Genomic DNA, 23,487 nt, shown 5'->3' with positions numbered 1-23,487 from the left:
GGTAATATATGACATTTATTCTAGGTAGCAATATGCTTCAGGCTAAAAAAAATGCTCTAATTATGACAGCTATTGTTGGAATTGACAGTGGCTCACGTCCGAAACCTGGTGAAATAACACTTGCTGATAAGGGGGTTTTATTTCTCGATGAGCTACCAGAGTTTGATCGTACTGTGCTCGAGGTCTTGCGTCAGCCGTTGGAGGCCAAGCAAATCACCATCAGCCGTGCCAACTCACAAATGACCTTTCCGGCCAGCTTTCAGCTAGTAGCGGCGATGAACCCTTGCCCATGTGGCTATGACGGTGATGGCTCGGGACGCTGCCGCTGTCGACCTGAGCAGATCAAGCGCTATCAAGACAAACTCTCAGGGCCGCTACTTGATCGTATTGATTTACACATCACTGTACCTGCACTACCCATCGCAGACTTGCAGAGCGCGCAGACAGGCGAAACCTCCGCCCAAGTCCGCGAGCGTGTTGCCGCCGCGCATCAACGCCAAATAACGCGGCAACACAAGGTCAATAATGCACTGAGCCCAAGCGAGATCGATAAGTATGTGCCACTGGGCGAGGGCGAGCAGCAACTGTTGCAGTTGGCGCAGCAGCGACTTAATTTATCGGCGCGTGGCTATCATAGAGTCTTACGTGTTGCTCGTACCATTGCCGATCTTGCCGCTAGTCATGATGTCACCAGCGCTCATTTGTCAGAGGCGCTCAGCTATCGGGGCAAAGCATAAGAGCAAATCAGGCTCGCCTAAGTTAAAGGTCTATAGGCTGTATTATCAATGTATAGACTGTATTTTATCGCTTATGCATCGGTTTGCAGGATCCATTGCACTAAGGCGGCAAAGTCATCAAACGCATGGGTGGGATTTAGCTTACGAATATCTTGTCCATAGTTGTAGCCATAAGACAGCCCCAGCGTGTCCATACCGGCGTTTTGGCCGGCCAAGATATCATTTCTAGAGTCGCCTATCATGATGGCTTGTGCTGGCGTGACGCCCAGCGTTTGGCAGACATGTAGCAGCGGCGCGGCATCTGGTTTTTTTTGCGCTAAGCTATCGCCGCCGAGCACAGCACTAAACAGCTCTTGCCAGCCGAAAGACTGTAAGATTTTTGGGACAAAACCAATGGGCTTGTTGGTGACCAAAGCCAGTGTGTAGCCCGCTGCTTTTAGTTGTTTGAGACCATCATCGACGTCTGGATAGGCGACCGTTTTGCTACCGCTGATATCTTTATAAGCTGCAAAAAACACCGCTTCGGCGTGATCCAGAGTGTCTGTATTTAGCTCGTCTTCTAGCACCTCTATTTTGCCGACCAAGGCACGTGCCACCAGCATGCGTGAGCCGTTGCCGACCCAATTACGTATGGTATCAATAGGGTAGGTGTCTTTGCCAAGTGTGCTCAGCATGGCGTTTACGGCATCGGCCAAGTCTGGTACGCTATCGATGAGTGTACCATCAAAATCAAAAATCAACAGTTGCTTATCCATTATTCCTCTCGGCTTTGTGTTGCTATAGCGGATTTAAGATAGCTTCGATGCCCAAACAATACCAAGCAATATAAGGCCAAGGCAGGCAAGCGACAGTGTGCAATGAGTGGGGGGCGCTGCAAGCGAGCCAAGCGCTGTATCTATTTTATACAAGGATAGCTATCTTGATCGTCTGTGCTACCATAGCACAGCTAAGCTTTTGCACCCACTTTTATGCAGGCTTAAATATCGCTAGTCGACATCTTTATAGCGCTCGCGGTGCGCTTTTTTCATTTGTAGATAGGTGTCATTTTTACGGCACGCGTCCCATTTTTGCTTAAAAATACGAGCGGACTCTGCTTTGATAGGGTCCTCTTGCTGACGCGGTAACTCTTCGCGGCCATGCGCGCCGCTTTGGCCTTTTTTATCGTCAGGTACTGCCCCTTTGTATTTTTTACCGCCCTTGTGATTGGCATAGCGCCGCGCGCGTGTGTAGCCCATTTGGATAAATTTGCGCGCCATGTCAGCACCAACAAAATCATCCTTTGCCAAGTAATCCAAAAACATCTGATAAATCGTCTCGCTGCTTTGCTTGGCAACCTCAGGAGTGGCAAAGCGCCAGTATGGCAAAATCTCAGACTTATAAGGCTCGACCAACAGCACTCCTTGCTCGCCGCGCCCGACTCGGTATAGCTCAGGCTGCGCGCGCAGGTCTAGGTTTTTATAATCTAAGTCATAATCAAACTCTCGCATCGTGTGCCCTTATCCTTTGTATGATGTTTACGGCTACTATCGAGTATACTGAGTGCAGCTGTCTAAAAAACAGCGCAAAAGTGTTATACAACCGTGACAGTGAGCGATTACTATATGAATCACCGCTGCTGGCTTTATCGCTAAGGCCAGCATTAGATAGTGTTTGATGATTACTGAGTAGGTCAAAACCATGACAATAAAACGTATAAAACCATTTGGCATCACCTTGATTTTATTTTCAAAATATAGGTTGGGTGTCGCGGCGCTATTCATCAGTGTACTCAGTACCACGGCGGCATATGGCGTGTGGTTTGAGCGTTTTATCCCGCAGGGTGAGACCTATACCGTACGTGAAATAGACCGTGACTTGGCCTTTGTGATAGATGGTTTTATCTATGATGCGCGCACGTCGTGTTTTTTGGCGGTGGGGGATCGGGTGGTGTTTTTTGAGGGGCGTCATGGTATTGATTACCGCGCGACGGTGTATGATTTGGATTCGCGCGAGCGCTGTGAGCTGTTATTGCGCGGTAGGCTATACCAGCGTTAAGTGAGTATTAATCCATAAAAGTCAGCCATAAAAAAACCCCAGACATTTCTCAATGTTTGGGGTTTTAGAATCTAGTAAACGAATGGTGGCTCGAGGCAGGATCGAACTGCCGACACACGGATTTTCAATCCGTTGCTCTACCGACTGAGCTATCGAGCCGTCTTCGTTGAGGCGCTATTAAACTAAATATCGCCGCTGCTGTCAAGGGGTTTTTGCATTTTATGTGATAAAAGTCTCTATATCCGTCAATATAAGCGAAATAATCGGGTTTTGTCTTACTTTGAGTGATTGAATTGAGGACACGCCCTAGTCTTTGACGCGCAGCAGCTCATACTCGCTCATGATACGATGAATAGCATCATCGGCAGGGACGAACTCTCGCACGCCTTTTTTGACTTCAGCATCATAGACCAGTTTGATAAACTTGGCATCAATCGCGCGTTTGCGGTTTTCTAGATGTACGGTGAGGTACTGTAGGCGTTTGGCATTGGTTTGTCCGTCATCGAAGCAAGCCACTGCGGCGATGGGCTTATCATTAAACATGCCGACGTATAGATATTGCCCACGGCTAAATCCTTGCTCAACGAGCCGAAGCACCTCTGCACCACTAGGCTGGGTTTCATCGCTGTCATATAGTGCCGCCAAGCGCTCGGCCAGCTCATTGTCGCGTGCAGGTTTTTTGATCAGCGGGGCGTCTAAGCGGTTGATGGCAATGGCTTCTAAAGGCATGGCAGTTGTTCCTATCAAAAATGGAATGTTATAAATAGACAGTGATAAGGTCAGGTCGGTATAAACAAGATAGCACGCGGCATCACAGCGTCACAGCATTGATGATTGATAAAACTCAATGCACTATTTTAGCAGAATACGCAGATTTTGTGCGTGGTTTGGCGCTTGGCCGTGGCGGTCGTGGTTAGGGTTTGCTATGATGCAGGTAGGCCGCGTATTGTCTCTAGCAGACAGACTGTATTTAGCCCGTGCGCGCCAGCCGTATTTTAGTCTTTTTTAATCTTTTGTCATTGACAGACTTTGTTGACACCGCTCGCAACGTACGAGTGTTTATTGGACGTTTGTCGTCCTATTTTATTGACCGCTTTTATTGATAGAGAGTAGCCATGACCGCCAATTCGACCACCCATACCCCTGAACAGTCCTTGCCTCAAACCCCAAACCTACATGGCCGTCCAGCGCGCACCGCCACCGTTGAGCGCAATACCGCTGAGACCCAAGTCAAATGTACGGTCAATCTCGATGGCACCGGTCAAGGCGTCGTCGACACAGGGGTGCCATTTTTGGATCATATGATCGATCAGATCAAGCGTCATGGTCTCTTTGATTTAGATATAAAATGCACAGGCGATACTTATATCGATGATCACCATAGTGTCGAGGATACCGGTATTACTTTGGGCCAAGCGTTTAACAAAGCTTTGGGTGACAAAAAAGGCATCCGCCGTTATGGGCATTTTTATGCGCCGCTCGATGAGTCGTTGACGCGCGCGGTCGTCGATCTCTCAGGGCGTCCAGGCTTGCATATGGATATTCCATTTACCCGCTCACATGTCGGCACATTCGATGTCGATCTGTTTAGCGAATTCTTTTACGGCTTTGTCAACCACTCATGGATGACCGTGCATTTGGACAATCTTAAAGGCAAAAACAGCCATCACCAAATCGAGTCGGCCTTTAAAGCCTTTGCTCGCGCCCTGCGTATGGCCTGTGAATATGATGAGCGAGCGCTAAATACCTTACCGTCGACCAAAGAGGCGTTTTAAGGATAGTGCGGTGCTGCTACGGTCACAGCCGCGCTTATTGCACGGCTTGTACAGTTGGCGCTTTTGCTCGTAGCAGGATTTTATCTGTACCTCATCCGCTGTTATCAAATATAATAAAAACGATTCAAAAATGAGAACCAATCAATGACCAAAATCGCCTTATTAGATTACGGCATGGGTAATTTGCACTCAGCTGGCAAAGCATTGTCAGCGGTAGGGGCAGACGTCTCTATCACCAATGACCCAAAAGTCGTCGCTGCTGCCGACAAAATCGTCTTCCCCGGTGTCGGTGCCATGCGCGACTGTATGGCTGGTATGGCCGCTGCGGGTATCGATGATGTCGTACGCGACGCGATCTTTAACAAACCCGTGATGGCCATTTGTGTCGGTATGCAAGCGCTGTTTGAGCAATCAAGCGAGAATGGCGGCACAAATTGCCTAGGCATCCTAAATGGTAGCGTAGAAGCCTTTGATCCGGCGTGGAAAGACGAGCAAGGCGCGACGATTAAAGTGCCGCACATGGGCTGGAATACCATTAGCGGTATGGACTTTCACCATCCATTGTGGCGCGGTATCGATGACCATGCGTATTTTTATTTTGTGCACAGTTTTTACTGCGTGCCTGCCGATAGCGCACAAGTGGCCGCTGTTTGCGACTATGGCCAGCCGTTTTGTGCCAGCGTAATTCAAGACAACTTGTTTGCCACCCAGTTTCACCCCGAAAAAAGCCACACCGCTGGCTTGCAACTGTTAAAGAACTTCGTTGAGTGGGATATATAGCCAGACAACGCTGTCTTTTTCATCAGTAGTCACGCTGAACAGATATCAGCTTGAAAGGTGAGTCGACGGCGTTGCTCACTTCTTATAGGCCGCAGCTATTGCTTGCTGTTATATACGGAAAACACCAGTGGATTTTACCGCGTTTAAAATCAATATCATCGACGTCACAGGCCTAGCCAAAGATGCGCTGCACATCTATGTCGGTGTCGGGGTCTATCTGCTGTGCCTGCTGATACTGCGCCCTCTTATCAAAAATCAAAATCTCAGAGCTTTTATGGCCCTGCTGGTGGTGATGAGCGTGGCGCTGCTCGGGGAGTATCTGGATAATCGCCATATCATCATTCCAAAAGGGGTGTTTGCGCTGGGAGTCTTGGATATCAAAGCCAGCCTACACGACCTGATAAACACCTGCCTTCTGCCCTTGGTGCTGTATGCGGCCAATAAATGGCTAAAAATATTTCAGCCCACCCCCCATACCAAAGTTTTGCTTAAGCGCCATAAAAAAATGGACGGCTAAAGCTAGCTTCTGCTGTCGCCCGTCACTGTAGTCAATCCGATATAAAAACGATACAGCGAGAAGACACGTGGTTTTTCTTAGCCTTGCGCGGCGCAGGCACAGCACGCAAGAAAAATTGTGCCAGTTGCAGGTTTATAAGCGGCCTTATCTTTACAAAGCTTACGAAACATAAAAAGTCTCGTCTATTTCACGTTTCCTTATTTTGCTACTTTATAGGTGTCATCTTTCTTGATGAGCTAATACAAGTCATAAAACTATAAGCAATAAAAAAGGAAGCCACTATGAATATGCAAGATCTATTAGATAAAGCCAAAGACACCTTAGACAACGCCAAAAATACTCTAGGCTTAGAGCCGCAAGAAACTGAAGCAGGCATTTATATTCCCTCAACATCATCGCTAAAGATAGCTGCGCCGAATAAAACCAATTACGATCATACTAATTACGATAATCCCTATACGGGCGATAAGAAAATCATGATGGTCTGTACCGAAGAGCAGTATATGACTATGGAGAACGGCAATAAATTTGATACCGGTAATCATCCGGTGGAGATGATGGTGCCGTTATTACATTTTAAAAAAGCAGGCTTTGATGTCGATGTGTTTACGCCAACAGGCGAGGCGGTCAAGGTCGAGCAGTGGGCGATGCCAGAAGACGATGACGACGTTAAACAAATTTATAGTGAGTACGAGTCCAAGTTTAAGAGTCCAAACAGCATCGCTGACTTCGTCAAAAACGATATGGCAGAAAGCACTGAATACGCGGCGATCTTTATTCCCGGTGGTCATGGCGCGATGCTCGGCCTGCCGGAGGATAAAAACCTTGGCGCATTGCTACGTTGGGGACACGATAATGATCTCTTTACCTTAGCGATTTGTCACGGGCCTGCAGCGTTATTGGCGGCTGACCTTAATAATCCTGACAGCTCTAAGCAAGACGATAACGCTAATAAAGACTTTATTTTTAAAGGCTATAAGATGGTAGCGTTCCCGACGGTTATGGATAAGCAAATGCCAAAAATTGGTTATCTGCCGGGACCTATGCCGTGGTACTTTGCAGAAAAGTTAGAAGATTTGGGCGTTACTATTGATAATAAACTGGCCTCAGGGCAGACGCATCAAGATAGAAAGCTGATCTCAGGTGATGGGCCACTCGCGGCAAATGACTTTGGTAAAATGAGTGCTAAAGCTTTACTAAAAGAGTTTGGTTAGATCGTTTTCATAAAGTCATCATATAAAAAAACGGACTATTTATTAGTCCGTTTTTCGTTTTGCTATTTGACTTGATGATTACTTGCTTTGAGCCTCATCATATAACTCACGTACCACTTCACCAATCACTCTGATACCATCCGTCAGTGTTTGCTCATCAGCGGCAATACTCATGCGAATACACTCGTGTGCGTGCTGGTAATCGCTGACATCGACACCGGGGAAGAAATACTCGCTTGGTACAATAAGCGTACCTTTTTCTTTAAGACGCTCGTATAGCTCAGAGGTACTAATCGGTAAATCTTTAAACCATAACCACAAGAATATCGCGCCCTCAGGCTTATGAATTACTAGCGGATAATCGCCTAACTCCTTTTTAAGTAAGGTAACTGCTGTCTTGGCTTGCTGCTGATAAAAAGGCTTAATATCGTTATCAGATAAGTCTTTAATAGCGTTATTTTCAACCAAAGGCGTGGCAATAGATGCGCCAAAGCGCGTCGGCGAGAGATTAACCACGGCATTCATCGCACTGACGGCTGCAATCACCTCAGGCGCGGCAACGATAATACCGGTACGCACTCCTGGCAAACCAATTTTTGACAAGCTAAAACACAGAATGGTATTGTCATCCCAATTAAGGGTGACGTCTGAATAAATAATATTAGGGAAGGGCATACCATAAGCATTATCGATAATCAGCGGAATGTCATAGCACGCCGCAATCTCCGCCAAATGCGCCATTTCCTCATCGGTTAAGACATTACCCGTTGGATTGGTCGGACGCGAACAACAAATCGCGCCAATACGACCTTCCTTGAGCGCTGGCAAGTTCTCTAACGCGTCAAAATCCACTCGATATTTAAAGAAGCCTTCTTCGCCATCGTGCGTCACTTCATTGATATGCGGCAACACCGCCATAAAATGCTGACCTTCGACATGCACATCGCTATAGCCAATATATTCAGGCGTTAATGGCAATAAAATAGACTTATCGACAGACTCACTCTTTTCATCAACGAACGCACCGCCAAACAAGTTAAACAAATAGAAAAAAGCATTTTGTGAGCCATTGGTCAGCGCGATATTGTCCGCCGTGAGATTCCAGTCATAATGGCGATTAAAAAACCCCACCAAGGCATCGATAAAGGCGGCATCGCCTTGCGGGTTTGAGTAGTTTGCCATGCTAGTTGTGGCCGTGCTGTTAATGTCCTCACGAAAGCTACCATCGTTACCCAGCGCTTGATAGGTCTCCAAAAACAGCTCGTTGACCGCATAAATCCGCGCCGGATTACCGCCGCCCAGCATGTTGACTGGCTCATCGCTTTTGAGCGCATCGCCAAGATCATCCATCAATTGTGAGATGCCAGTGGGCTGGGTGAATTTTTGACCGAACTTTGAGAATTTCATAAGACTACCATGCTGTTTGGGAGGGTGTTATAAGTGGGTATTTAACCGATAAAGTGGGGCTAGTATAGCAAATGAGGGGCTTGGGGTAAGTAAACTACGTGATTGATATTAGTTCATATAGTGATAATTAATTAAAAAAATGTGGGGCGTTAGATCTGGTGTAGGCTGGCGTTAGATTTGTCAAATTTCATAGAGAATGAAGGCTAGACGTAACTTATTAAAGAATTTAGGCAGTTTTACGGTATCTAGTAATATTAAATGAAATATATACAATCTACATAAACTAAGTTATCATTACTTTAAAGCGCTTTTTCGGTCGATTTTGACCAAGAATAGCTACTTAAATAGTAGAAGAGATACCTTATGCTAATCGAGTTGACAGTAAAAAACTATCGTTCTTTCAAAGAAAGTAACACTTTTTCGATGGTTAGTTCCCAAGGTGATGAACTGAGGAAAACAAATACTCTTTCATCTAATGTGCTTAAAACGCCTGATTTATTAAGATCGGCTGTAATTTACGGTGCTAACTCTTCTGGTAAGTCGAACCTTATAAATGTTCTAGGATACTTAAAGTTTTTAGTTACTAAATCTACAGAATTTAAGCCTAATCAAAAAATTCCTACAGATGTTTTTATGTTTGATGATGAAAGTATTAGTACACCTACGGAATTAAATATTTCGTTTGTTGCTGCGGTTTCATCAAAAGTTGAAACATTTTCAACAGAATATAATTCAAATAATAAAAAGCTAGTTCGTTACGACTATGGAGTTGTTTTTGATAAAAACTTCATTATTGAGGAGTGGTTGCATTCTTATCCGAAAGGAAAGGTGCAAGAGTGGTTCTATCGTAGACGTGACGAAAAACTAGAAAGCGACTATGAATATTCCTTTAGCAACCTGTTTAAGGGAAGTAAAAGTAACTGGGAAAGTAATACGCGCTCTAATGTTCTTTTTTTATCTAATGCAGTTTATCTAAATAGTGAACAGCTGAAACCTGTATATGATTGGTTTGATAATATATTACAAGTTGGCACAGATTCAAAAATGTATTTTGGTGAAAATTTCACTCGATCTGTATGTGATGATGAATCGTATAAAAAAGGGATATTAAGTTTTTTAAGGTCTGCTGATATAGGTATTGACGATTTTTTCGTTGAGAAGAAAAAGTTAAACGTTGACGATCTTGATTTACCACCTGATATGCCTGACTTATTTAAGAAAAAAATCATAGAACAAGTCTCTGATGCAAATATTATCGATCTGAAATCTATTAGAAAAGTTAATGGAGTACTAAAATATCTAGATTTTGATGAAGAGTCTGAAGGAACAAAAAAACTTTTTGCTTTGGCGGGTCCAATAATCGATTCTCTAAAAGAAGGTAATGTACTAATCATTGATGAGTTACATAATCATTTACATCCTAAACTTATTGAGTTTCTAGTCAAAAGCTTTCATAACCCAGAAGTAAATATAAACAATGCTCAATTAATATTTACTACTCATGACACATATATGATGAAAAAAGATTTCTTCAGACGTGATCAAATTTGGTTAGTAGAAAAAGATCATGATTATGCATCTCATATCTACTCTTTATATGATTTTAGCATTAGGAAAGATAGAGGTGCTGAATATGAGGATCAGTATCTTGAAGGTATTTTTGGAGCTACTCCTTTTATAGATGAAAATTATTTCTTTCAAATGGGAGATAAGTAATGGCAAGGAAAAAGCCAGAAAGATACTTGAAACGCCAACCTAAGAAACTAAAACTTAGAGCTAAGATACTGATAGTATGTGAAGGACAGAAGACTGAAAAAGAGTATTTTGAGTATCTTAAAAAGAAATATCGTTTAACTACAGCAGAAGTGAAAATAAAAGAAGATGGTGGATCTTCGCCTAACAGTGTATTTAAAGATGCTTTGTATTTATATAATGAGAGTCTAGAAAGAAATCAGGTCGCATATGACGCAGTATATTGCGTTTACGATCAAGATGAGTTTAGTCAACATGCAGATGTAAAAAACAAGATAAAGCAACAGAAGGATTTTAATTTAATTTTTTCTAACCCTTGTTTTGAGGTTTGGTATTTATTTCATGATAGTAAATTAACTAAACCTTTTATGAAATCAGGTAGTAAGACTGCAAGTCAGCAAGTTAAATCAGAAGCTAATAAGCTTTTAAAGAGTGCTGGTAGTAAATATTTGGAATTTCTTTTTGATAGAACGGATCAAGCTATCGAAAATGCTAGAAATAATTCTAAACAAAATATTGATAATCCTTATACTGATGTACATAAATTAGTTGAAGAAATGCTGAAAATTACAAAGATAAAACCATGATTCATTTATTGGTAATATATCATTAGTCAAAGTTGACTAGAAGTGCGTTTTAGCCCTAATAGTAGCGGTTATCTTGACGATTTAGAAGAGTTGCGAGCATATGGCTTTGAGACGTTATCGAGATAAATAGGAACGGCTTAAACGATAACACCCGCCTCGACTAGGCTGTCAGTTAATAGCGAATAGCAGGATTAGCTACAACTAACCCCCCCCCCAATTCTTACTAAACTTTCAACAATCAAAAAATCCCCTTTAAGGGGTTTTTCCTTGCGAAGCTAAAATTGCAATGCAATTTTTTAACGCTTCTCAAACCATCGCCCTTACCCGTGCCATAATCCCGCGTCCAATCACCAAGCGTACATAAATAATAGCAATACCCAGCAGCAGGGCGAGCAGCAGCCCGCCGCCAATACCTAAGCTCATCCATGGCACACTAAAGCGCAAATCAAACCACTTGGTAATCGCAAACCACGAGCCAGCGCTGGCAATCGTCATCGCAAACACCGCGGCGCTCACCCCTAGTACGCCAATCTCTAAGATATTAAGCATATACAAGTCGCGCTTTTGCATACCTAGCAGGCGAAATGAGGCGCTCTCGGTCATACGGTCCTGTGAGGTGGACAGCAGCGAGCTGATCAATACCATGACGCCTGTTAGCAATGCTAATAGGGTGAAGACATAGACCAAGCGGCTCATTTGCACGACCAAATCTTGGACTTGCTCAGCGATAGCGGTACCGTCAATGGTGGTGACAGCAGGGAACTTGCGTACCAGCTGACCTTGTACTTCGGCGATACGGTCCTCAGGGATATGCGCGGTGGCAAACTGGATTTGTGGCGCGCTGGACAGCACCGATGCTTCAAACAAAAAATAAAAATACGGACTCGGGCCACGCTCGAAGCGCGAGCGGATACTGGTAATTTGCCCGATGATTTTGATCCCTTGGATATTAAAAACAATCTCGTCGCCCATGCCGACATTGAGCAAACTGGCGGCAGTGTCCAAGATAGATAAAGGTTTGACTTGCTGATCGGCATCCTCGATAGGCGTATACAGCGCATCGTCTGTGAGCGAGTCAACAATGAACTCAGTATCCATCACCGTGTCGGCGTAGCTTAAATTAAACACTCGCGACGGATCATCAAAGCCTTCTGTAGGCTCGATATCTTGTACAGGCACGCCGCCTGCTGTCACCACCCGCGCCCGAATAACGGGGTAATAGCTGACCGGTGCGCCAATGATGTTATTAATCGCGTCGTGTTGTTCGCTTTGCACATCGAGCAAAAATATATTGGGCGCATCTGCAGGGTAGGTGTTGATAAACTGCTCGTTGATACTGTGATTAAGCGTGGTGATAAGTGTTAGGACGGCGACCGACAGCGATAAGGTGACAAAAAACAGCGCCGATTGGTTGCCTTTGCGCGCCAAATTATGAATGGCGACACGCTGCATCCAGCTGATACGGCGGCGCGAGGCCAGTTGTGCCAAGAGCCATAGCCAGCCACGAGCAAGCAGCCAAAATATCGCGACAAAGCCAATCAGGCCGATCAGCAGCTGCGCGCCCAGTAGCCACGAGCCCACTTCATAAGCAAAAAACACATACAGACTTGTTAGCATTAGCCCGTACCATAGTATCGGCAGGCGTCGATACCATGGCAGGTTTTGATTGGACTGACTTGCGCCTTGATTGAGCAAGGTTGCAGGCTTGGTATGGTTCAGCGGGCGTAAACCGCGCTGGGCGATGACAAAGCTCAAGAGCAGCGCAATGATGATGGTTTTTAGGATGCTAATGGGGTTGATCGCTAGCGCCACATCGGCAGGTAAGATAGCGCCAAGGTAGGGCTGACTGACCTGTAGTAAGCCGGCACCAAGGATACTCGCTGCGATACAAGCGATGACGGTGGTCGTAAGTAGTAGCTGGTAGTAGCTGCGTTTGAGCGAGGCAAGCGGCTCACCTAAGGCGAGGCGAATGGCGTTGTTTGGCTGCTCTTTGCTGACAAAGGCACTAATCACCCCATACATCGCCACCGCCGAGAGCAGGAGGACGGCGATGACCAATAGCTTTAAAAACATCAAGACATTATCAGAAATACGCGAGACAGACGTATCCGCTGACTGAGCGTCAGACAGCTCGATATCAGGGTGGCTTACGAGTAGCTGCTCAAGCGTTGCATGCTGCGCCGCTATCGTCTCGGCATCTCCTGCCATCTCGATACGGTAGTTGACACGGCTGCGCTGCCCCAATAGGTTGGTGGCTGCCAGCGCTTGTTGCTGCATCAGGACCCGCCCGCCAAAGCCAAAGGCACTTAAAGGGCGATCTGGCTCTTTGGTCAGTACATCGCGGATGGTAAAGCGCCCATCACCGATGGTGACGACATCGCCGACGGTAGCGCCAAGACCATTTAGCACCTCTGGCGCGACGATGATGCTATCGGCTGTCAGCTGTTGCCACAGCGGCTGTCCGGAGGCCAGCTCGACGTCACCATATAATGGATAAGCGGGAGAGACGGCTTTGAGCTGCGTCAGCAATGTCTGCTCTGCGCTCACCACCATCGCACTAAACTGATGATCGTAGACGACTTGGCTGGCAGGCAGGGTGTTGACTTGTGCCATGACCTCGCTTGGCCAGTCTTGTTTGCTGTTGAGTATCAGATCGCCGCCGACCAGCGCTCGCTGATTGTCAGTGATGTAGTGATCGACGGACTGCTGGATAGAGTCCAGAGTCAGATAAGTGGCCAGTGATAGCGTCAGCGTCAATAAAAATAATACCGGATACACCCAGCGTCGCCACCAGCTACGGGTGAGGGCTTGCGCGCCTAACGTGCGAGTAAACAGCGGACCTATCAGGCCATGAGACTGGGTTGTAGCAGACTGAGTTGTAGCAGCGCTTGGTTTATTTTTCATCAGCGTTTGACCCATCTATCGTACCGTCATGCATGGTGATGACTCGATCGGCCATGTCAGCGAGCGCTGGATCATGCGTCACGACGACCAGCGCCGAGCCTGTCTGCGCACGCAAATCTAGCAATAGCTGCATGACCTGCTCGGCGTTTTGCTCATCCAAGTTGCCTGTCGGCTCATCGGCAAAGACAATCTTTGGCTGGGCGACCAGCGCGCGCGCCACCGCTGTGCGCTGCTGCTCACCGCCGGATAGTTGACTGGGCAAGCTATCACGTCGATGGCCGAGCCCGACTGCTTCGATTAAGGCATCGACCCGCGCAGGATCAGGACGCCGCGCGATATCTAGCGGAAAAGCGATATTTTCGCGCACGCTCAAGGTCGGCAGTAGATGAAACGACTGAAAGACAAAACCCATCTCGCGCTGACGAATCACCGCTAGCGCCTCTTCATCAAGAGCACTTAGCGTTTGTCCAGCCAGCGTAACCGAGCCACTATCGGGATAATCAAGCGCGGCCAGTAGACCCAGTAAGGTGGATTTACCTGAGCCTGATTTGCCCATAATCACCACAAACTCGCCGGCATCGACATGGATACTGACGTCTTTGATGATGGCCAGCGATTGCTCACCGACTTGCACGGTTTTATGTAAATGCTCGGCACTGAGTATGGCGTTACTGGTAAGTGTGGCGGTCATGGGCAGTTCCGGTTGGTTGGTTTAAGGCCATAAGGTATCGAAGTGAAGCAGCTATAGATAAGCGCCTTTAATTACGCTCACTTTCGACTATTTTTTCTAGCTTGGGCGTAAGCACTGGCAAAATATTTTCATTAACGATCATGCGATAGCCCTCTTTAGTCGGGTGAATGGCATCCGCTTGGTTGAGAGTGGCATCACCGCCCACCCCCTCCAAAAAGAACGGAATCAGCGTAACCCCCGTGTCTTCGGCGATGCGCGGATAAATCGCGGCAAACGACTCTACGTAGTCTGAGCCAAGATTGTCATAAATCTGCATGCCGCCCAAAATGACTTCGCTGCCACCTGCTTGCAAGCGTTTGATGGCGGTACGAATGTTATTTTCGATAGTGGCGACTTCTATACCGCGCATGGCATCATTAGCACCGATGGTCAATATGGTGATATCAGGTTTGGTCTGTAGCACCCAATCCAAGCGATTGACCAGCCCTGTGCTGGTCTCGCCGCTCAAGCCGGAATTGACGACAGTGATATTGGAATAGCCCATTTTTTTTAATTGAGCTTCTAGTTGGGCAGGGTAGTTATCTTCAGGCGACACACCCAAGCCTTCGGTCAAGGAGTCGCCCAGCGCCAAGATGGTCAGCGCTGCTTGCTGCTCATCCAACCGTGAGGTGGATGATGTGTCGGCAGTCTGACTGGTTTGAGTAGTTTGGCTGATAGGCGGGGTTGGTTGTGTGCTGTCGGCTGGCGTGGTATCAGCATTATCAGGCGATTTTTGACAACCAGTGGTGGCCATCACCATGGCTAAGAAGGCCGCCACCGGTAGGTGCGAAGTCAAACGAGAAGATGGTTTCATAATACGTAGTCTGTCCTATAAGCAATCAAACCAGTGTAGCAAAATAAGATCGCGACCAATATTATGATAAGGTTACCGTGATTTAGGGTTAAGCCGATGTTAAGCGTGCTTACCATCGACCATGATTGGGCGACTGACCAGCCATGCCATCACGACGTTGATGATCATCAAGATCAGCAGCATAAACAGCGCCAAGTCCCAACTGCCTGTGGCATCATGGATCCAGCCAGTACCAAGCGGACCAAAAAACGCCAGTAGATACCCCACTGCCTGCGCCATACCAGACAACTCGCTGGATTGGTTGGCGGTATAAGTGCGCATCGAAAACAGCATCATACTTAAGGTAAAAATCGCCGAACAGCCCATGCCCATGAGCCCAGACCACAGCCAAGCAAGGTCGGTCGATAGGTACATGATGCCCAATACACCAAACACGTTTAAGGCGGCGGCAAAGACGGCCAGTGCCTGAATCGGTCGACCGCGATTGACCAGCCACGTCAGGCTCAAAATCGCCACCGGTGCCATAAACTGAAACACTGATCCCATTTGTCCAGCACTCACCGCAGACAGCCCCTTACTGAGCCAAATCGACGGTAAAAAACTGGCAACGGTATAAAACAACAAAGACTGCAGACCCATAAACACCGCAATCTGCCAAGCAAATGCTGAGCGCCATACCGAAATGTCTGATGAGCCGGTAGCGAGCGGCGCCACCACCCGTGTCGATGAGCCTAGCCGCACCCGCAAAAACACCCACAAAACCAAGGCAAAAAAGCCCAAAAGCGCCCAACCGCCAAGCGCCCACTGCCAATCAAACTGCTCAGATAACGGCAGCACCACACCTGCGACGATGCCTGCGGCGACGGTCAAGGTCAAGCTAAAGCAGCCTGTTACCAGCGGTATGTGATTGGGCGTGCGCTGTTTGATGACAGGCGCGGCCAAGGTGTTGGCAAAACCGATGGCCAGCGTTAGTAATACCGTCCCGCTCAAAAAGCCAATCCAAGTCGGAATCACCGAGCGGATGACCATGCCAATTGTCAGCAGGGCAATCATCGCAATCAAGGTGTTCTCAAGCCCAAAGCGCTTACTGATGGCAGGCGAGATAAGCGCGCCCAAGGCAAAAGTCAGCATCGGCACTGCGCCCAGCCAGCCAAGCTCAGTCTCAGAGATACCGAGCGCTTCTTGCACCACAGGTGCGATAGAGCCAAGCGCCACGATAGGTGCGCGCATGTTGGTCGCAAGTAATACGATCGCACATAACACCAGCCAAAAAGTAAAGCGTGATGATGGCGGGATGGAGGATTTTGACGCTTTTGTTTGAGAAGCAGACATATTTGCGGAGGTAGACATGGTAGCACGACTATTATATAAAATAAAAAACACGTCATTAGATAGCGTCGCCGCAGCGCCGCTTACCAAATAACACCAGAAAAGTCTCATTAAAACGATGAGTTAGAAAAGCCGTTAGGGCTTTACAACACGGGCAGAAAGCCTGTCATATGAACTTGCTGCCCTCTCAAGCAGGGCAAACTTAGTATATGGATGATAACGATGAAGGTTTGATTCTAGATTTATAAAACATCAGCGGCTTATAAAAGCTATCAAAACGAATATGGCACAAGAAAAATAGCGCCAACTCTATTTTGTAGAGTTTGACGCTATTATAAGAACAATTGATGACTAAATACTACCAGCGTATGGTAACAGACGCGGTATTTATATCTACTCTAGACAGATTTGCCTAACTGAGCGGCTTTAAGCGCGGTTTCTTGCTGCTCGGCGATGAGTGAGTCGCACTTGTTTGGGTCATTGCCACAAAATGAGCAATGCTCGTCGCCCATCAGTTTGGCCACCCCGCCGCAAGAGCCTTTTAGGGGCTTTTTTTTCACCATATATCCAATACCCATAAAGACAAAAAACAGCACAAATACGGTAAAGGTAATCGCAAGCATGGGGAGCAATTGAGTAAACATAGAGGAAACCTCGTATTAAAAATAGGGCTGTCATCTATAAAGACAACACCTTTATAGTATAGCAGATTTTTGCAGATGCCGCTTGAGTGTATCAAGATGTTTGGCGCATGCAGCTGGCAGTTTACAAGGGTTTGTCGGCGCGTAATGCTTGCATCGCTGGTGTCTGTACCACTTGCCATTTCCCAATATTGTCAGCGTCTTTGATGGTTTTTTTATCACTATCATTATCGGTATCGGCTAATACCACAAACATCGCCGCTAGGTTTTGCTTTTGAGCGACGTCTAGCGCCTGCTGATACGGCATGGCAGTCAGCGCCGTCGCCCACGCATCGGCCAGCGCCACAGACTCTGCGGCGACAGTGACAGAAGGCGCGCCGCCCGCGATGGGAGTGCCCGTGGTGGGGTCGATGGTATGGCTATAGCGCTCGCCATCGAACACCACATAGTTGCGGTAGTTGCCAGAGGTCGCCAGATGCATTTGATTGGCCGTGCTGATAGGTTGGCGAATCGCTGATATGGTCTCGCGCTCACTGACAGTGCTGTCTTCGATAGGGGCGTCGATAGCGATTTGCCAAGGTTGTTTTTGTTTGTTGACACCAGAGGTCGCAATCTCGCCGCCTATCTCCACCATATAGTTTTTGATTTGATAGTTGTTTTTGAGCACATCAGCGATGACATCGACGCCATAGCCTTTTGCCACCGCAGAAAAATCCAGCCCCACGCCTTCTTTGGTTTTGTAGATGCTTTGCTGATCTTGTACGATACTGTCAAAATCGACCAAGGCTTTTGCTTGAGCGATCTCGAGCGCAGTGGGCGGATTTTGTAAGCGCTCGACGGTCATGGTACTACCAAAACCCCACGTCTCTACTAGGGGCATCACTGTTGGATCAAAGGCACCGCCGGACTGCTGATAGACGGTGCGCGACACCTCAAGCACATGCGCAAAATCGGCATCGATCGCTATGGGTGTGTCTTTTCCTAGTTGGTTGAACTTAGAGATAGTAGAGTCAGATTGATAGGTCGACATGCTATCATTGATCTGTTGCAGCCGCTGATCGATGGCTGCTTGTATGGCCGCTTCATCCGTCCCTGCTGGTAACTGATAGCTAATATGATAGCTGGTGCCCATCGTTTCTCCGCTTAGGTAGTCATAGTCAGGGAGCTGCTGGCAGGCACTGAGACTCAGTATAGCGCCTACAGTGGTCATCGTCAGTAAGGTCGGGCGTATGGATTGAGGCGCGGCAAAAAACGCGGCAAAAAACGAGGTTACATTTGTCATATGAGTCATCACAGCTTGATAAGGCAAAGGGGTGAATGGAGCGTCAACGAATAACGGCGCTAAACCTCTCCTATTTTACACTCCTTATCACTTATAAGGCCAATAGCGTTGCCTCAGATTTTAGTTCAAGTTTTGAGTCAGTGCTTTTCTTAGCGGTAAATCTTTTGACAAAAAAAGAGCCTCACTTGAGACTCTTTTTTTACTATCGCTTTTAGTGTTGCTTTTTTACTTAACCACCGAAGTCATCAAGTAGGATGTTTTCATCCTCCACGCCCAAACTATGGAGCATGTCAATTACCGCCGCGTTCATCATCGGTGGCCCACACATGTAGTATTCACAGTCTTCTGGGTTTGGATGGTCTTTTAGGTAATTTTCAAGTAGCACATTATGGATAAAGCCGGTCGGACCATCCCAGTTATCTTCTGGTAATGGATCAGATAGCGCCACATGCCACTCAAAGTTATCGAACTCTTCTTCGAGCTGATCGTAGTCTTCGACATAGAACATTTCACGAATCGAGCGCGCACCGTACCAAAAGCTAATCTTACGCTTAGAATTTAGACGTTTTAGCTGATCGAAGATGTGCGAGCGCATCGGTGCCATACCAGCACCGCCCCCGACGAAGATCATCTCAGCATCGGTATCTTTGGCAAAGAACTCACCATACGGACCTGATACCGTCACCTTATCGCCAGGTTTTAGGCTAAATACCCAAGACGACATCTTGCCCGGCGGGATACCTTCAGGACCACGCGGCGGTGGACTGGCGATACGGATATTAAACTTGATGATGCCTTTTTCTTCTGGGTAGTTGGCCATCGAGTACGCACGAATCACAGGCTCATCGACTTTTGAGACGTATTTGAAGACGCCGAACTTTTCCCAGTCTTCACGGTACTCTTCACCGATATCAAAGTCTTTGTAATGTACTTCATGCGGCGGCGCTTCTAGCTGTACATAGCCACCAGCGCGGAAGTTGACTTCCTCGCCTTCTGGAATCTTAAGTACCAGCTCTTTGATAAAGGTTGCCACGTTATCGTTAGAGATAACTTCACATTCCCATTTTTGTACATCAAAAAACTCAGGGTCGATCTCGATTTTCATGTCTTGCTTGACAGCTACCTGACAGGCTAAGCGCATGTGATTGCGAATCTCGCCTTGTGTAAAATAGCCTTCTTCGGTGGGCAGGATAGAACCGCCACCTTCAATAACGCGGCAACGACACTGCGCGCACGTACCACCGCCACCACAAGCTGAAGATAAGAAAATACCTTCGCTTGCTAGAGTTTGCAGTAGCTTGCCGCCCGCTGGTGTCACAACGTCATTATCGGGATTATCATTGATATGGATGGTAACATCACCTGAACTGACCAGTCTTGAGCGCGCCGCCAAAATAATGGCGACAAGGCTCATGATGATCAAGGTAAACATAGCAACGCCACCAATCGCCGTAGCATAATCCATGATATGTATCCTTAATCTATGGAGTAGGGGAGTAACAGGACGCCTAGCGTCTACTGCTACCCCTACCGAATAAATGAATTAAATAGGTCAAATCGCTAACTAGGCTTTTCAGCGTAGCGGTTTAGATTGACATACCGCCAAAAGACATAAAGCCAAGTGACATCAGACCAACCGTGATAAAGGTAATACCAAGACCACGCAGCGGTGCTGGGATGTCTGAGTATTTGAGCTTTTCACGGATGCCAGCCAATGCGGTAATCGCCAATGCCCAACCAAAACCTGCGCCCACGCCATATACGACCGATTCGCTAAAGTTGTAGTCACGCTCCACCATAAACAGAACACCACCCAAGATGGCACAGTTGACAGTAATCAGCGGTAAGAACACCCCAAGCGCGTTGTACAAGCTTGGAACGAACTTATCTAAGAACATCTCTAGAATCTGTACGGTCGCAGCAATCAGACCGATATAACTGAGTAGGCCTAAGAAGCTTAGGTCAATATCAGGAAAACCTGCCCATGCCAGCGCCCCACTTTTTAGGATAAACTGAAACAACAGATTGTTTAACGGTACGGTGATGGCCATCACGACAATGACCGCGACCCCAAGGCCTATGGCCGTTGAGACTTTTTTGGACACCGCCAAAAAGGTACACATACCTAAGAAATAGGCCAGCGCCATATTCTCGATAAAGACTGAGGTTATAAATAAACTAACATAGTGTCCCATTAGTGACCGCCTCCATGTACCATGCCTTTAGATTGCGGCTTCATGACAAACTCAGCGTCTTCAACTTGTTCTGGTTTCCAGATACGCACGATGGCGATAAACAAACCGATGATAAAGAAAGCTGACGGTGGTAGTAATAACAAACCGTTTGGAATATACCAGCCGCCATCAGTGACAGGCTGCAAGATGGTGATACCAAACCAGGTACCGGCACCGAGTAGCTCACGGATGGTTGCGACAAATAACAATACCGCTGAATACCCAAGACCGTTACCGATCCCATCCAAAAAGCTAGGGACAGGCGGATTGCTCATGGCAAAGGCTTCGGCACGGCCCATCACGATACAGTTGGTAATGATCAAACCAACGAAGACCGATAGACCTTTACTCACATCATAAGCCACCGCTTTTAGTACCTGATCGACCAAAATAACCAACGAGGCAATAATCGTCATCTGGACGATGATACGGATGCTCGATGGAATTTGCTTACGGATGATAGAGATAAAAAAGCTCGAAAACGCTGTTACCAGTGTCAAGGCCACACACATCACCATGGCGTTGGCCATGCTGGTGGTGACTGCCAATGCCGAGCAGATACCTAGGATCTGTAGGGCAATGGGGTTATTGTCAAAGATAGGCGTGGTTAAAATACTTTTGGTGTCAGCCATGTTATGCCTCCTTGCCGTTTACTACTGGCGCTGCCAGTTCGGTGTTCGGTTCAGCTGTCAGCGTCGCTTGACTGGCTTGCGTGTCTGCATTGTCAATCGTTTGACCACTGTCTTGGCGCAGCTTATCTAGATAAGGCTTGTAGCCTTGCTCACCCAGCCAAAACTGAATCATATTGCTGACACCGCGACCCGTTAAGGTTGCACCGCTGATGCCATCGACCCAGTTATCTTTTGGTGTGCCAGCTTTGGTCACGCCAGTAGCCACATTGCCATCTTCGTCATACGACTGGATGCCACTCCATTGGGCGCGCCACTCTGGCTCTTCGATACGAGCACCGAGCCCTGGGGTTTCTTTATGCTCATAAAAACTGATACCTTTGATGGTATTCATGTCGCTCTCAAGCGTTAAGAAACCATAGATCGTGCCCCATAGGCCATAGCCTTGAATCGGTAGTACCACCACTTCAGGATTGCCAGCGTCGTCGCTTTTTACGTAGACTTTGGCATATTTGGGTTTACGGCCAATACCAGCAGGATCGTTGTCGCCCAAGTCTTCACTCAAAGCTTGGTTTTTGGTTGCTTGACTGGCGTCATAGGCGTTGCGATCAGGGATGCCAGCGGCTTTTAGCGCCTCATCATCGAGATAGTCACCTGTATTTAGGTCGATGATCTCGACATCAAAATCTTTAAAACGCTCAGCCACATCGCTTGCAGTATCTGACTCAGCATTGTACATGCCGGCGGCAACGAGGATGTTTTTGTTACGGTCTAAGCGAGCGTTTTCGATTTGTGCTGGTTTTAGACCAACAGCAACTGCCGAGACCAATACAGAGCACACCAAACATAGCGTCAGTGCAACGCTGATGGTTTTTGCGTTATTACTTTTGGGCTTGGACATAACGAACCCTCCGAGCAGTTTGGCGTTTGATGTTTGCTTGGGTAACAAAGTAATCAAACAATGGAGCAAATAAGTTGGCGAATAAAATGGCCAGCATGATGCCTTCTGGGAAGGCTGGGTTGACGACGCGAATCAATACGGTCATAAAGCCAATCAAGATGCCATACGCCCAGCGGCCTTTATTGGTATGCGCAGCAGAGACAGGATCGGTTGCCATAAATACCGCACCGAAAGCGAAGCCACCGATGACCAAGTGCCAATAAAACGGCAGATTCATCATCAGATTGTCTTCTGAGCCAATCATGTTAAAGACCAGCGAGGTGGCGATGAGGCCGACCACACAGCCTGCCATGATGCGCCATGAGGCGATACGCGTCCACAGTAGTACGGCCGCACCCATGAGGATAGCGAGCGTAGAGACTTCACCGATACTGCCTTGCATGTTGCCCAAGAACGCATCACTCCAAGTGATGGCATTGCCATAGACATCAACGAAATCTTGTGGAGAGACGCCAAGCGCTGCAAGACCAAGCGGTGTCGCGCCAGAGAAGCCGTCCACTGCCGTCCAGATTGAGTCACCTGACATATACGCTGGATAGGCAAAATAGAGGAAGGCACGACCTGATAGGGCAGGGTTTAGGAAGTTTTTACCCGTACCACCGAAGACCTCTTTTGCCACGACCACACCAAAGATGATACCCAAGGCGACTTGCCATAATGGGATATCTGGCGGTAGACAAAGCGCAAAGAGCACTGAGGTCACAAAGAAACCTTCGTTGACTTCATGGCCGCGCACCACGGCGAAGATAATCTCACAGAGAATACCAACCGCGAAGGTGACGATATAAATGGGTAAGAACTGCATGGCCCCATAGACAAAGCTGGCCCAAATACTATCTGGATTGTAGCCTGCCATGCTGGTGATGACCGTGCGCCAGCCTTCAGGCTGCAAGCCTAGCTGAGCGATGGCGGTTAATGCTTGGTGGCCGATATTGTACATACCCCAAAACATCGCAGGGAAGGTACAGAGCCAGACGGTAATCATGATGCGTTTTAGATCGATACCATCGCGCACGTGTGACGAGGCGTAGGTAGTGGTACCTGGCTGACGCAAAAACGTATCGAACATCTCAAAGATGGCATAGTACTTTTCGTGTTTGCCACCCTTGGTAAAAGACGGCTCCATACGATCGAACATATTGTGTAAAAATTTCATCGTG

The 23,487-nt window shown here is 47.2% G+C and carries 22 protein-coding genes, 1 tRNA gene and 1 pseudogene; 8 read left to right on the top strand and 16 right to left on the bottom strand.

The window, feature by feature from the left end:
• Positions 1 to 23 precede the first annotated feature (23 nt).
• Positions 24 to 737, top strand: a pseudogene (locus tag JMX98_RS06080) (ATP-binding protein); the annotation flags it as partial.
• 71 nt (positions 738 to 808) lie between these two features.
• Here JMX98_RS06080 and JMX98_RS06075 read toward each other — a convergent pair.
• Positions 809 to 1,492, bottom strand: coding sequence for a phosphoglycolate phosphatase (locus JMX98_RS06075; RefSeq protein ID WP_201585313.1), 684 nt, complete (start codon positions 1,490 to 1,492; stop codon positions 809 to 811).
• Between the two features lie 231 nt (positions 1,493 to 1,723).
• Entirely contained in the window at positions 1,724 to 2,224 is a 501-nt protein-coding gene (locus JMX98_RS06070; protein ID WP_105244414.1) for a DUF4385 domain-containing protein, read from the bottom strand.
• Positions 2,225 to 2,414: 190 nt separating this feature from the next.
• Here JMX98_RS06070 and JMX98_RS06065 point away from each other — a divergent pair, with 190 nt between their 5' ends.
• A complete protein-coding gene (locus JMX98_RS06065) occupies positions 2,415 to 2,771 on the top strand; it encodes a hypothetical protein (RefSeq protein ID WP_201585311.1) in 357 nt (118 codons plus the stop codon).
• Positions 2,772 to 2,854: 83 nt separating this feature from the next.
• On the opposite strand, the gene JMX98_RS06060 is transcribed toward JMX98_RS06065, so the two are convergent.
• Both JMX98_RS06060 and JMX98_RS06055 read right to left on the bottom strand, forming a co-directional pair.
• Positions 2,855 to 2,930 (bottom strand) — tRNA-Phe (locus tag JMX98_RS06060).
• Between the two features lie 147 nt (positions 2,931 to 3,077).
• On the bottom strand, positions 3,078 to 3,500 hold the full coding sequence (locus tag JMX98_RS06055) for a hypothetical protein (protein ID WP_198336293.1): 423 nt from the start codon (positions 3,498 to 3,500) through the stop codon (positions 3,078 to 3,080).
• Positions 3,501 to 3,886: 386 nt separating this feature from the next.
• Between JMX98_RS06055 and hisB the strand changes: the two genes are divergently transcribed.
• From hisB to JMX98_RS06035, 4 genes are all read left to right on the top strand, one after another.
• Complete coding sequence (gene hisB, locus JMX98_RS06050) at positions 3,887 to 4,546, top strand: imidazoleglycerol-phosphate dehydratase HisB (protein WP_227680053.1); 660 nt, start codon at positions 3,887 to 3,889, stop codon at positions 4,544 to 4,546.
• A 144-nt stretch (positions 4,547 to 4,690) separates the two neighbouring features.
• Positions 4,691 to 5,326 (top strand): imidazole glycerol phosphate synthase subunit HisH, encoded by a 636-nt coding sequence (hisH, locus tag JMX98_RS06045; protein ID WP_201585310.1) that lies wholly within the window; start codon positions 4,691 to 4,693, stop codon positions 5,324 to 5,326.
• Positions 5,327 to 5,453: 127 nt separating this feature from the next.
• Positions 5,454 to 5,843: a hypothetical protein gene (locus JMX98_RS06040; RefSeq protein WP_201585309.1), complete on the top strand. Its 390-nt coding sequence runs from the start codon at positions 5,454 to 5,456 to the stop codon at positions 5,841 to 5,843.
• Positions 5,844 to 6,124: 281 nt separating this feature from the next.
• A complete protein-coding gene (locus tag JMX98_RS06035; RefSeq protein ID WP_201585308.1) occupies positions 6,125 to 7,057 on the top strand; it encodes a DJ-1/PfpI family protein in 933 nt (310 codons plus the stop codon).
• 78 nt (positions 7,058 to 7,135) lie between these two features.
• On the opposite strand, the gene JMX98_RS06030 is transcribed toward JMX98_RS06035, so the two are convergent.
• Positions 7,136 to 8,464: a valine--pyruvate transaminase gene (locus tag JMX98_RS06030; protein WP_201585307.1), complete on the bottom strand. Its 1,329-nt coding sequence runs from the start codon at positions 8,462 to 8,464 to the stop codon at positions 7,136 to 7,138.
• Positions 8,465 to 8,827: 363 nt separating this feature from the next.
• On the opposite strand from JMX98_RS06030, the gene JMX98_RS06025 reads away from it, so the two are divergent.
• Positions 8,828 to 10,180 (top strand): AAA family ATPase, encoded by a 1,353-nt coding sequence (locus tag JMX98_RS06025; protein ID WP_201585306.1) that lies wholly within the window; start codon positions 8,828 to 8,830, stop codon positions 10,178 to 10,180.
• Positions 10,180 to 10,803 carry an RloB family protein gene (locus JMX98_RS06020; RefSeq protein WP_201585305.1) on the top strand — a complete coding sequence of 208 codons (624 nt, stop codon included), beginning with the start codon at positions 10,180 to 10,182 and terminating at the stop codon, positions 10,801 to 10,803. The genes JMX98_RS06025 and JMX98_RS06020 overlap by 1 nt, the downstream gene beginning before the upstream one ends.
• Positions 10,804 to 11,109: 306 nt before the next feature.
• Here the strand turns inward: JMX98_RS06020 and JMX98_RS06015 are convergent, their stop codons facing one another.
• The 11 genes from JMX98_RS06015 to JMX98_RS05965 all read right to left on the bottom strand — a co-directional run bounded on the left by JMX98_RS06015 (position 11,110) and on the right by JMX98_RS05965 (position 23,483).
• Positions 11,110 to 13,707 (bottom strand): ABC transporter permease, encoded by a 2,598-nt coding sequence (locus JMX98_RS06015; protein ID WP_227680052.1) that lies wholly within the window; start codon positions 13,705 to 13,707, stop codon positions 11,110 to 11,112.
• On the bottom strand, positions 13,697 to 14,398 hold the full coding sequence (locus tag JMX98_RS06010) for an ABC transporter ATP-binding protein (protein ID WP_105244405.1): 702 nt from the start codon (positions 14,396 to 14,398) through the stop codon (positions 13,697 to 13,699). Before JMX98_RS06010 ends, JMX98_RS06015 begins: the two co-directional genes overlap by 11 nt.
• A 67-nt stretch (positions 14,399 to 14,465) precedes the next feature.
• Positions 14,466 to 15,251: an arylesterase gene (locus JMX98_RS06005; RefSeq protein WP_201585303.1), complete on the bottom strand. Its 786-nt coding sequence runs from the start codon at positions 15,249 to 15,251 to the stop codon at positions 14,466 to 14,468.
• 99 nt (positions 15,252 to 15,350) lie between these two features.
• Positions 15,351 to 16,601 carry a CynX/NimT family MFS transporter gene (locus JMX98_RS06000; protein WP_413786520.1) on the bottom strand — a complete coding sequence of 417 codons (1,251 nt, stop codon included), beginning with the start codon at positions 16,599 to 16,601 and terminating at the stop codon, positions 15,351 to 15,353.
• Positions 16,602 to 16,978: 377 nt separating this feature from the next.
• Positions 16,979 to 17,224, bottom strand: a complete 246-nt coding sequence (nqrM, locus tag JMX98_RS05995) for a (Na+)-NQR maturation NqrM (protein ID WP_075101264.1) — start codon at positions 17,222 to 17,224, stop codon at positions 16,979 to 16,981.
• A 121-nt stretch (positions 17,225 to 17,345) separates the two neighbouring features.
• Positions 17,346 to 18,431, bottom strand: a complete 1,086-nt coding sequence (locus JMX98_RS05990) for an FAD:protein FMN transferase (protein ID WP_227680055.1) — start codon at positions 18,429 to 18,431, stop codon at positions 17,346 to 17,348.
• A 301-nt stretch (positions 18,432 to 18,732) separates the two neighbouring features.
• Positions 18,733 to 19,968: an NADH:ubiquinone reductase (Na(+)-transporting) subunit F gene (gene nqrF, locus JMX98_RS05985; RefSeq protein ID WP_105244401.1), complete on the bottom strand. Its 1,236-nt coding sequence runs from the start codon at positions 19,966 to 19,968 to the stop codon at positions 18,733 to 18,735.
• Positions 19,969 to 20,089: 121 nt separating this feature from the next.
• The gene (nqrE, locus tag JMX98_RS05980; RefSeq protein ID WP_075101261.1) at positions 20,090 to 20,698 is read right to left on the bottom strand and encodes an NADH:ubiquinone reductase (Na(+)-transporting) subunit E; all 609 of its coding nucleotides are present in this window, start codon (positions 20,696 to 20,698) and stop codon (positions 20,090 to 20,092) included.
• Positions 20,698 to 21,369: an NADH:ubiquinone reductase (Na(+)-transporting) subunit D gene (locus JMX98_RS05975; protein ID WP_075101260.1), complete on the bottom strand. Its 672-nt coding sequence runs from the start codon at positions 21,367 to 21,369 to the stop codon at positions 20,698 to 20,700. Before JMX98_RS05975 ends, nqrE begins: the two co-directional genes overlap by 1 nt.
• A gap of 1 nt (position 21,370) precedes the next feature.
• Complete coding sequence (locus JMX98_RS05970; RefSeq protein WP_201585298.1) at positions 21,371 to 22,267, bottom strand: Na(+)-translocating NADH-quinone reductase subunit C; 897 nt, start codon at positions 22,265 to 22,267, stop codon at positions 21,371 to 21,373.
• Complete coding sequence (locus JMX98_RS05965) at positions 22,248 to 23,483, bottom strand: NADH:ubiquinone reductase (Na(+)-transporting) subunit B (RefSeq protein ID WP_201585297.1); 1,236 nt, start codon at positions 23,481 to 23,483, stop codon at positions 22,248 to 22,250. Before JMX98_RS05965 ends, JMX98_RS05970 begins: the two co-directional genes overlap by 20 nt.
• Between the last annotated feature and the right edge of the window lie 4 nt (positions 23,484 to 23,487).

It is taken from the genome of Psychrobacter sp. HII-4 (assembly GCF_904846595.1).
In the GTDB taxonomy this organism is placed as follows: Bacteria; Pseudomonadota; Gammaproteobacteria; order Pseudomonadales; family Moraxellaceae; genus Psychrobacter; species Psychrobacter celer.
The sequence above is the reverse complement of the archived record's forward strand: the minus strand, read 5'-3'. Positions and strand labels throughout refer to the sequence as shown.

What these genes read in the sequence shown, in the direction of transcription:
- JMX98_RS06075 (WP_201585313.1), bottom strand. Translation starts at nt 1,492, where the DNA reads ATGGATAAGCAACTGTTGATTTTTGATTTTGATGGTACACTCATCGAT.
- JMX98_RS06070 (WP_105244414.1), bottom strand. Translation starts at nt 2,224, where the DNA reads ATGCGAGAGTTTGATTATGACTTAGATTATAAAAACCTAGACCTGCGC.
- JMX98_RS06065 (WP_201585311.1), top strand. Translation starts at nt 2,415, where the DNA reads ATGACAATAAAACGTATAAAACCATTTGGCATCACCTTGATTTTATTT.
- JMX98_RS06055 (WP_198336293.1), bottom strand. Translation starts at nt 3,500, where the DNA reads ATGCCTTTAGAAGCCATTGCCATCAACCGCTTAGACGCCCCGCTGATC.
- hisB (WP_227680053.1), top strand. Translation starts at nt 3,887, where the DNA reads ATGACCGCCAATTCGACCACCCATACCCCTGAACAGTCCTTGCCTCAA.
- hisH (WP_201585310.1), top strand. Translation starts at nt 4,691, where the DNA reads ATGACCAAAATCGCCTTATTAGATTACGGCATGGGTAATTTGCACTCA.
- JMX98_RS06035 (WP_201585308.1), top strand. Translation starts at nt 6,125, where the DNA reads ATGAATATGCAAGATCTATTAGATAAAGCCAAAGACACCTTAGACAAC.
- JMX98_RS06030 (WP_201585307.1), bottom strand. Translation starts at nt 8,464, where the DNA reads ATGAAATTCTCAAAGTTCGGTCAAAAATTCACCCAGCCCACTGGCATC.
- JMX98_RS06025 (WP_201585306.1), top strand. Translation starts at nt 8,828, where the DNA reads ATGCTAATCGAGTTGACAGTAAAAAACTATCGTTCTTTCAAAGAAAGT.
- JMX98_RS06020 (WP_201585305.1), top strand. Translation starts at nt 10,180, where the DNA reads ATGGCAAGGAAAAAGCCAGAAAGATACTTGAAACGCCAACCTAAGAAA.
- JMX98_RS06015 (WP_227680052.1), bottom strand. Translation starts at nt 13,707, where the DNA reads ATGAAAAATAAACCAAGCGCTGCTACAACTCAGTCTGCTACAACCCAG.
- JMX98_RS06010 (WP_105244405.1), bottom strand. Translation starts at nt 14,398, where the DNA reads ATGACCGCCACACTTACCAGTAACGCCATACTCAGTGCCGAGCATTTA.
- JMX98_RS06005 (WP_201585303.1), bottom strand. Translation starts at nt 15,251, where the DNA reads ATGAAACCATCTTCTCGTTTGACTTCGCACCTACCGGTGGCGGCCTTC.
- JMX98_RS06000 (WP_413786520.1), bottom strand. Translation starts at nt 16,601, where the DNA reads ATGTCTACCTCCGCAAATATGTCTGCTTCTCAAACAAAAGCGTCAAAA.
- nqrM (WP_075101264.1), bottom strand. Translation starts at nt 17,224, where the DNA reads ATGTTTACTCAATTGCTCCCCATGCTTGCGATTACCTTTACCGTATTT.
- JMX98_RS05990 (WP_227680055.1), bottom strand. Translation starts at nt 18,431, where the DNA reads ATGACCACTGTAGGCGCTATACTGAGTCTCAGTGCCTGCCAGCAGCTC.
- nqrF (WP_105244401.1), bottom strand. Translation starts at nt 19,968, where the DNA reads ATGGATTATGCTACGGCGATTGGTGGCGTTGCTATGTTTACCTTGATC.
- nqrE (WP_075101261.1), bottom strand. Translation starts at nt 20,698, where the DNA reads ATGGGACACTATGTTAGTTTATTTATAACCTCAGTCTTTATCGAGAAT.
- JMX98_RS05975 (WP_075101260.1), bottom strand. Translation starts at nt 21,369, where the DNA reads ATGGCTGACACCAAAAGTATTTTAACCACGCCTATCTTTGACAATAAC.
- JMX98_RS05970 (WP_201585298.1), bottom strand. Translation starts at nt 22,267, where the DNA reads ATGTCCAAGCCCAAAAGTAATAACGCAAAAACCATCAGCGTTGCACTG.
- JMX98_RS05965 (WP_201585297.1), bottom strand. Translation starts at nt 23,483, where the DNA reads ATGAAATTTTTACACAATATGTTCGATCGTATGGAGCCGTCTTTTACC.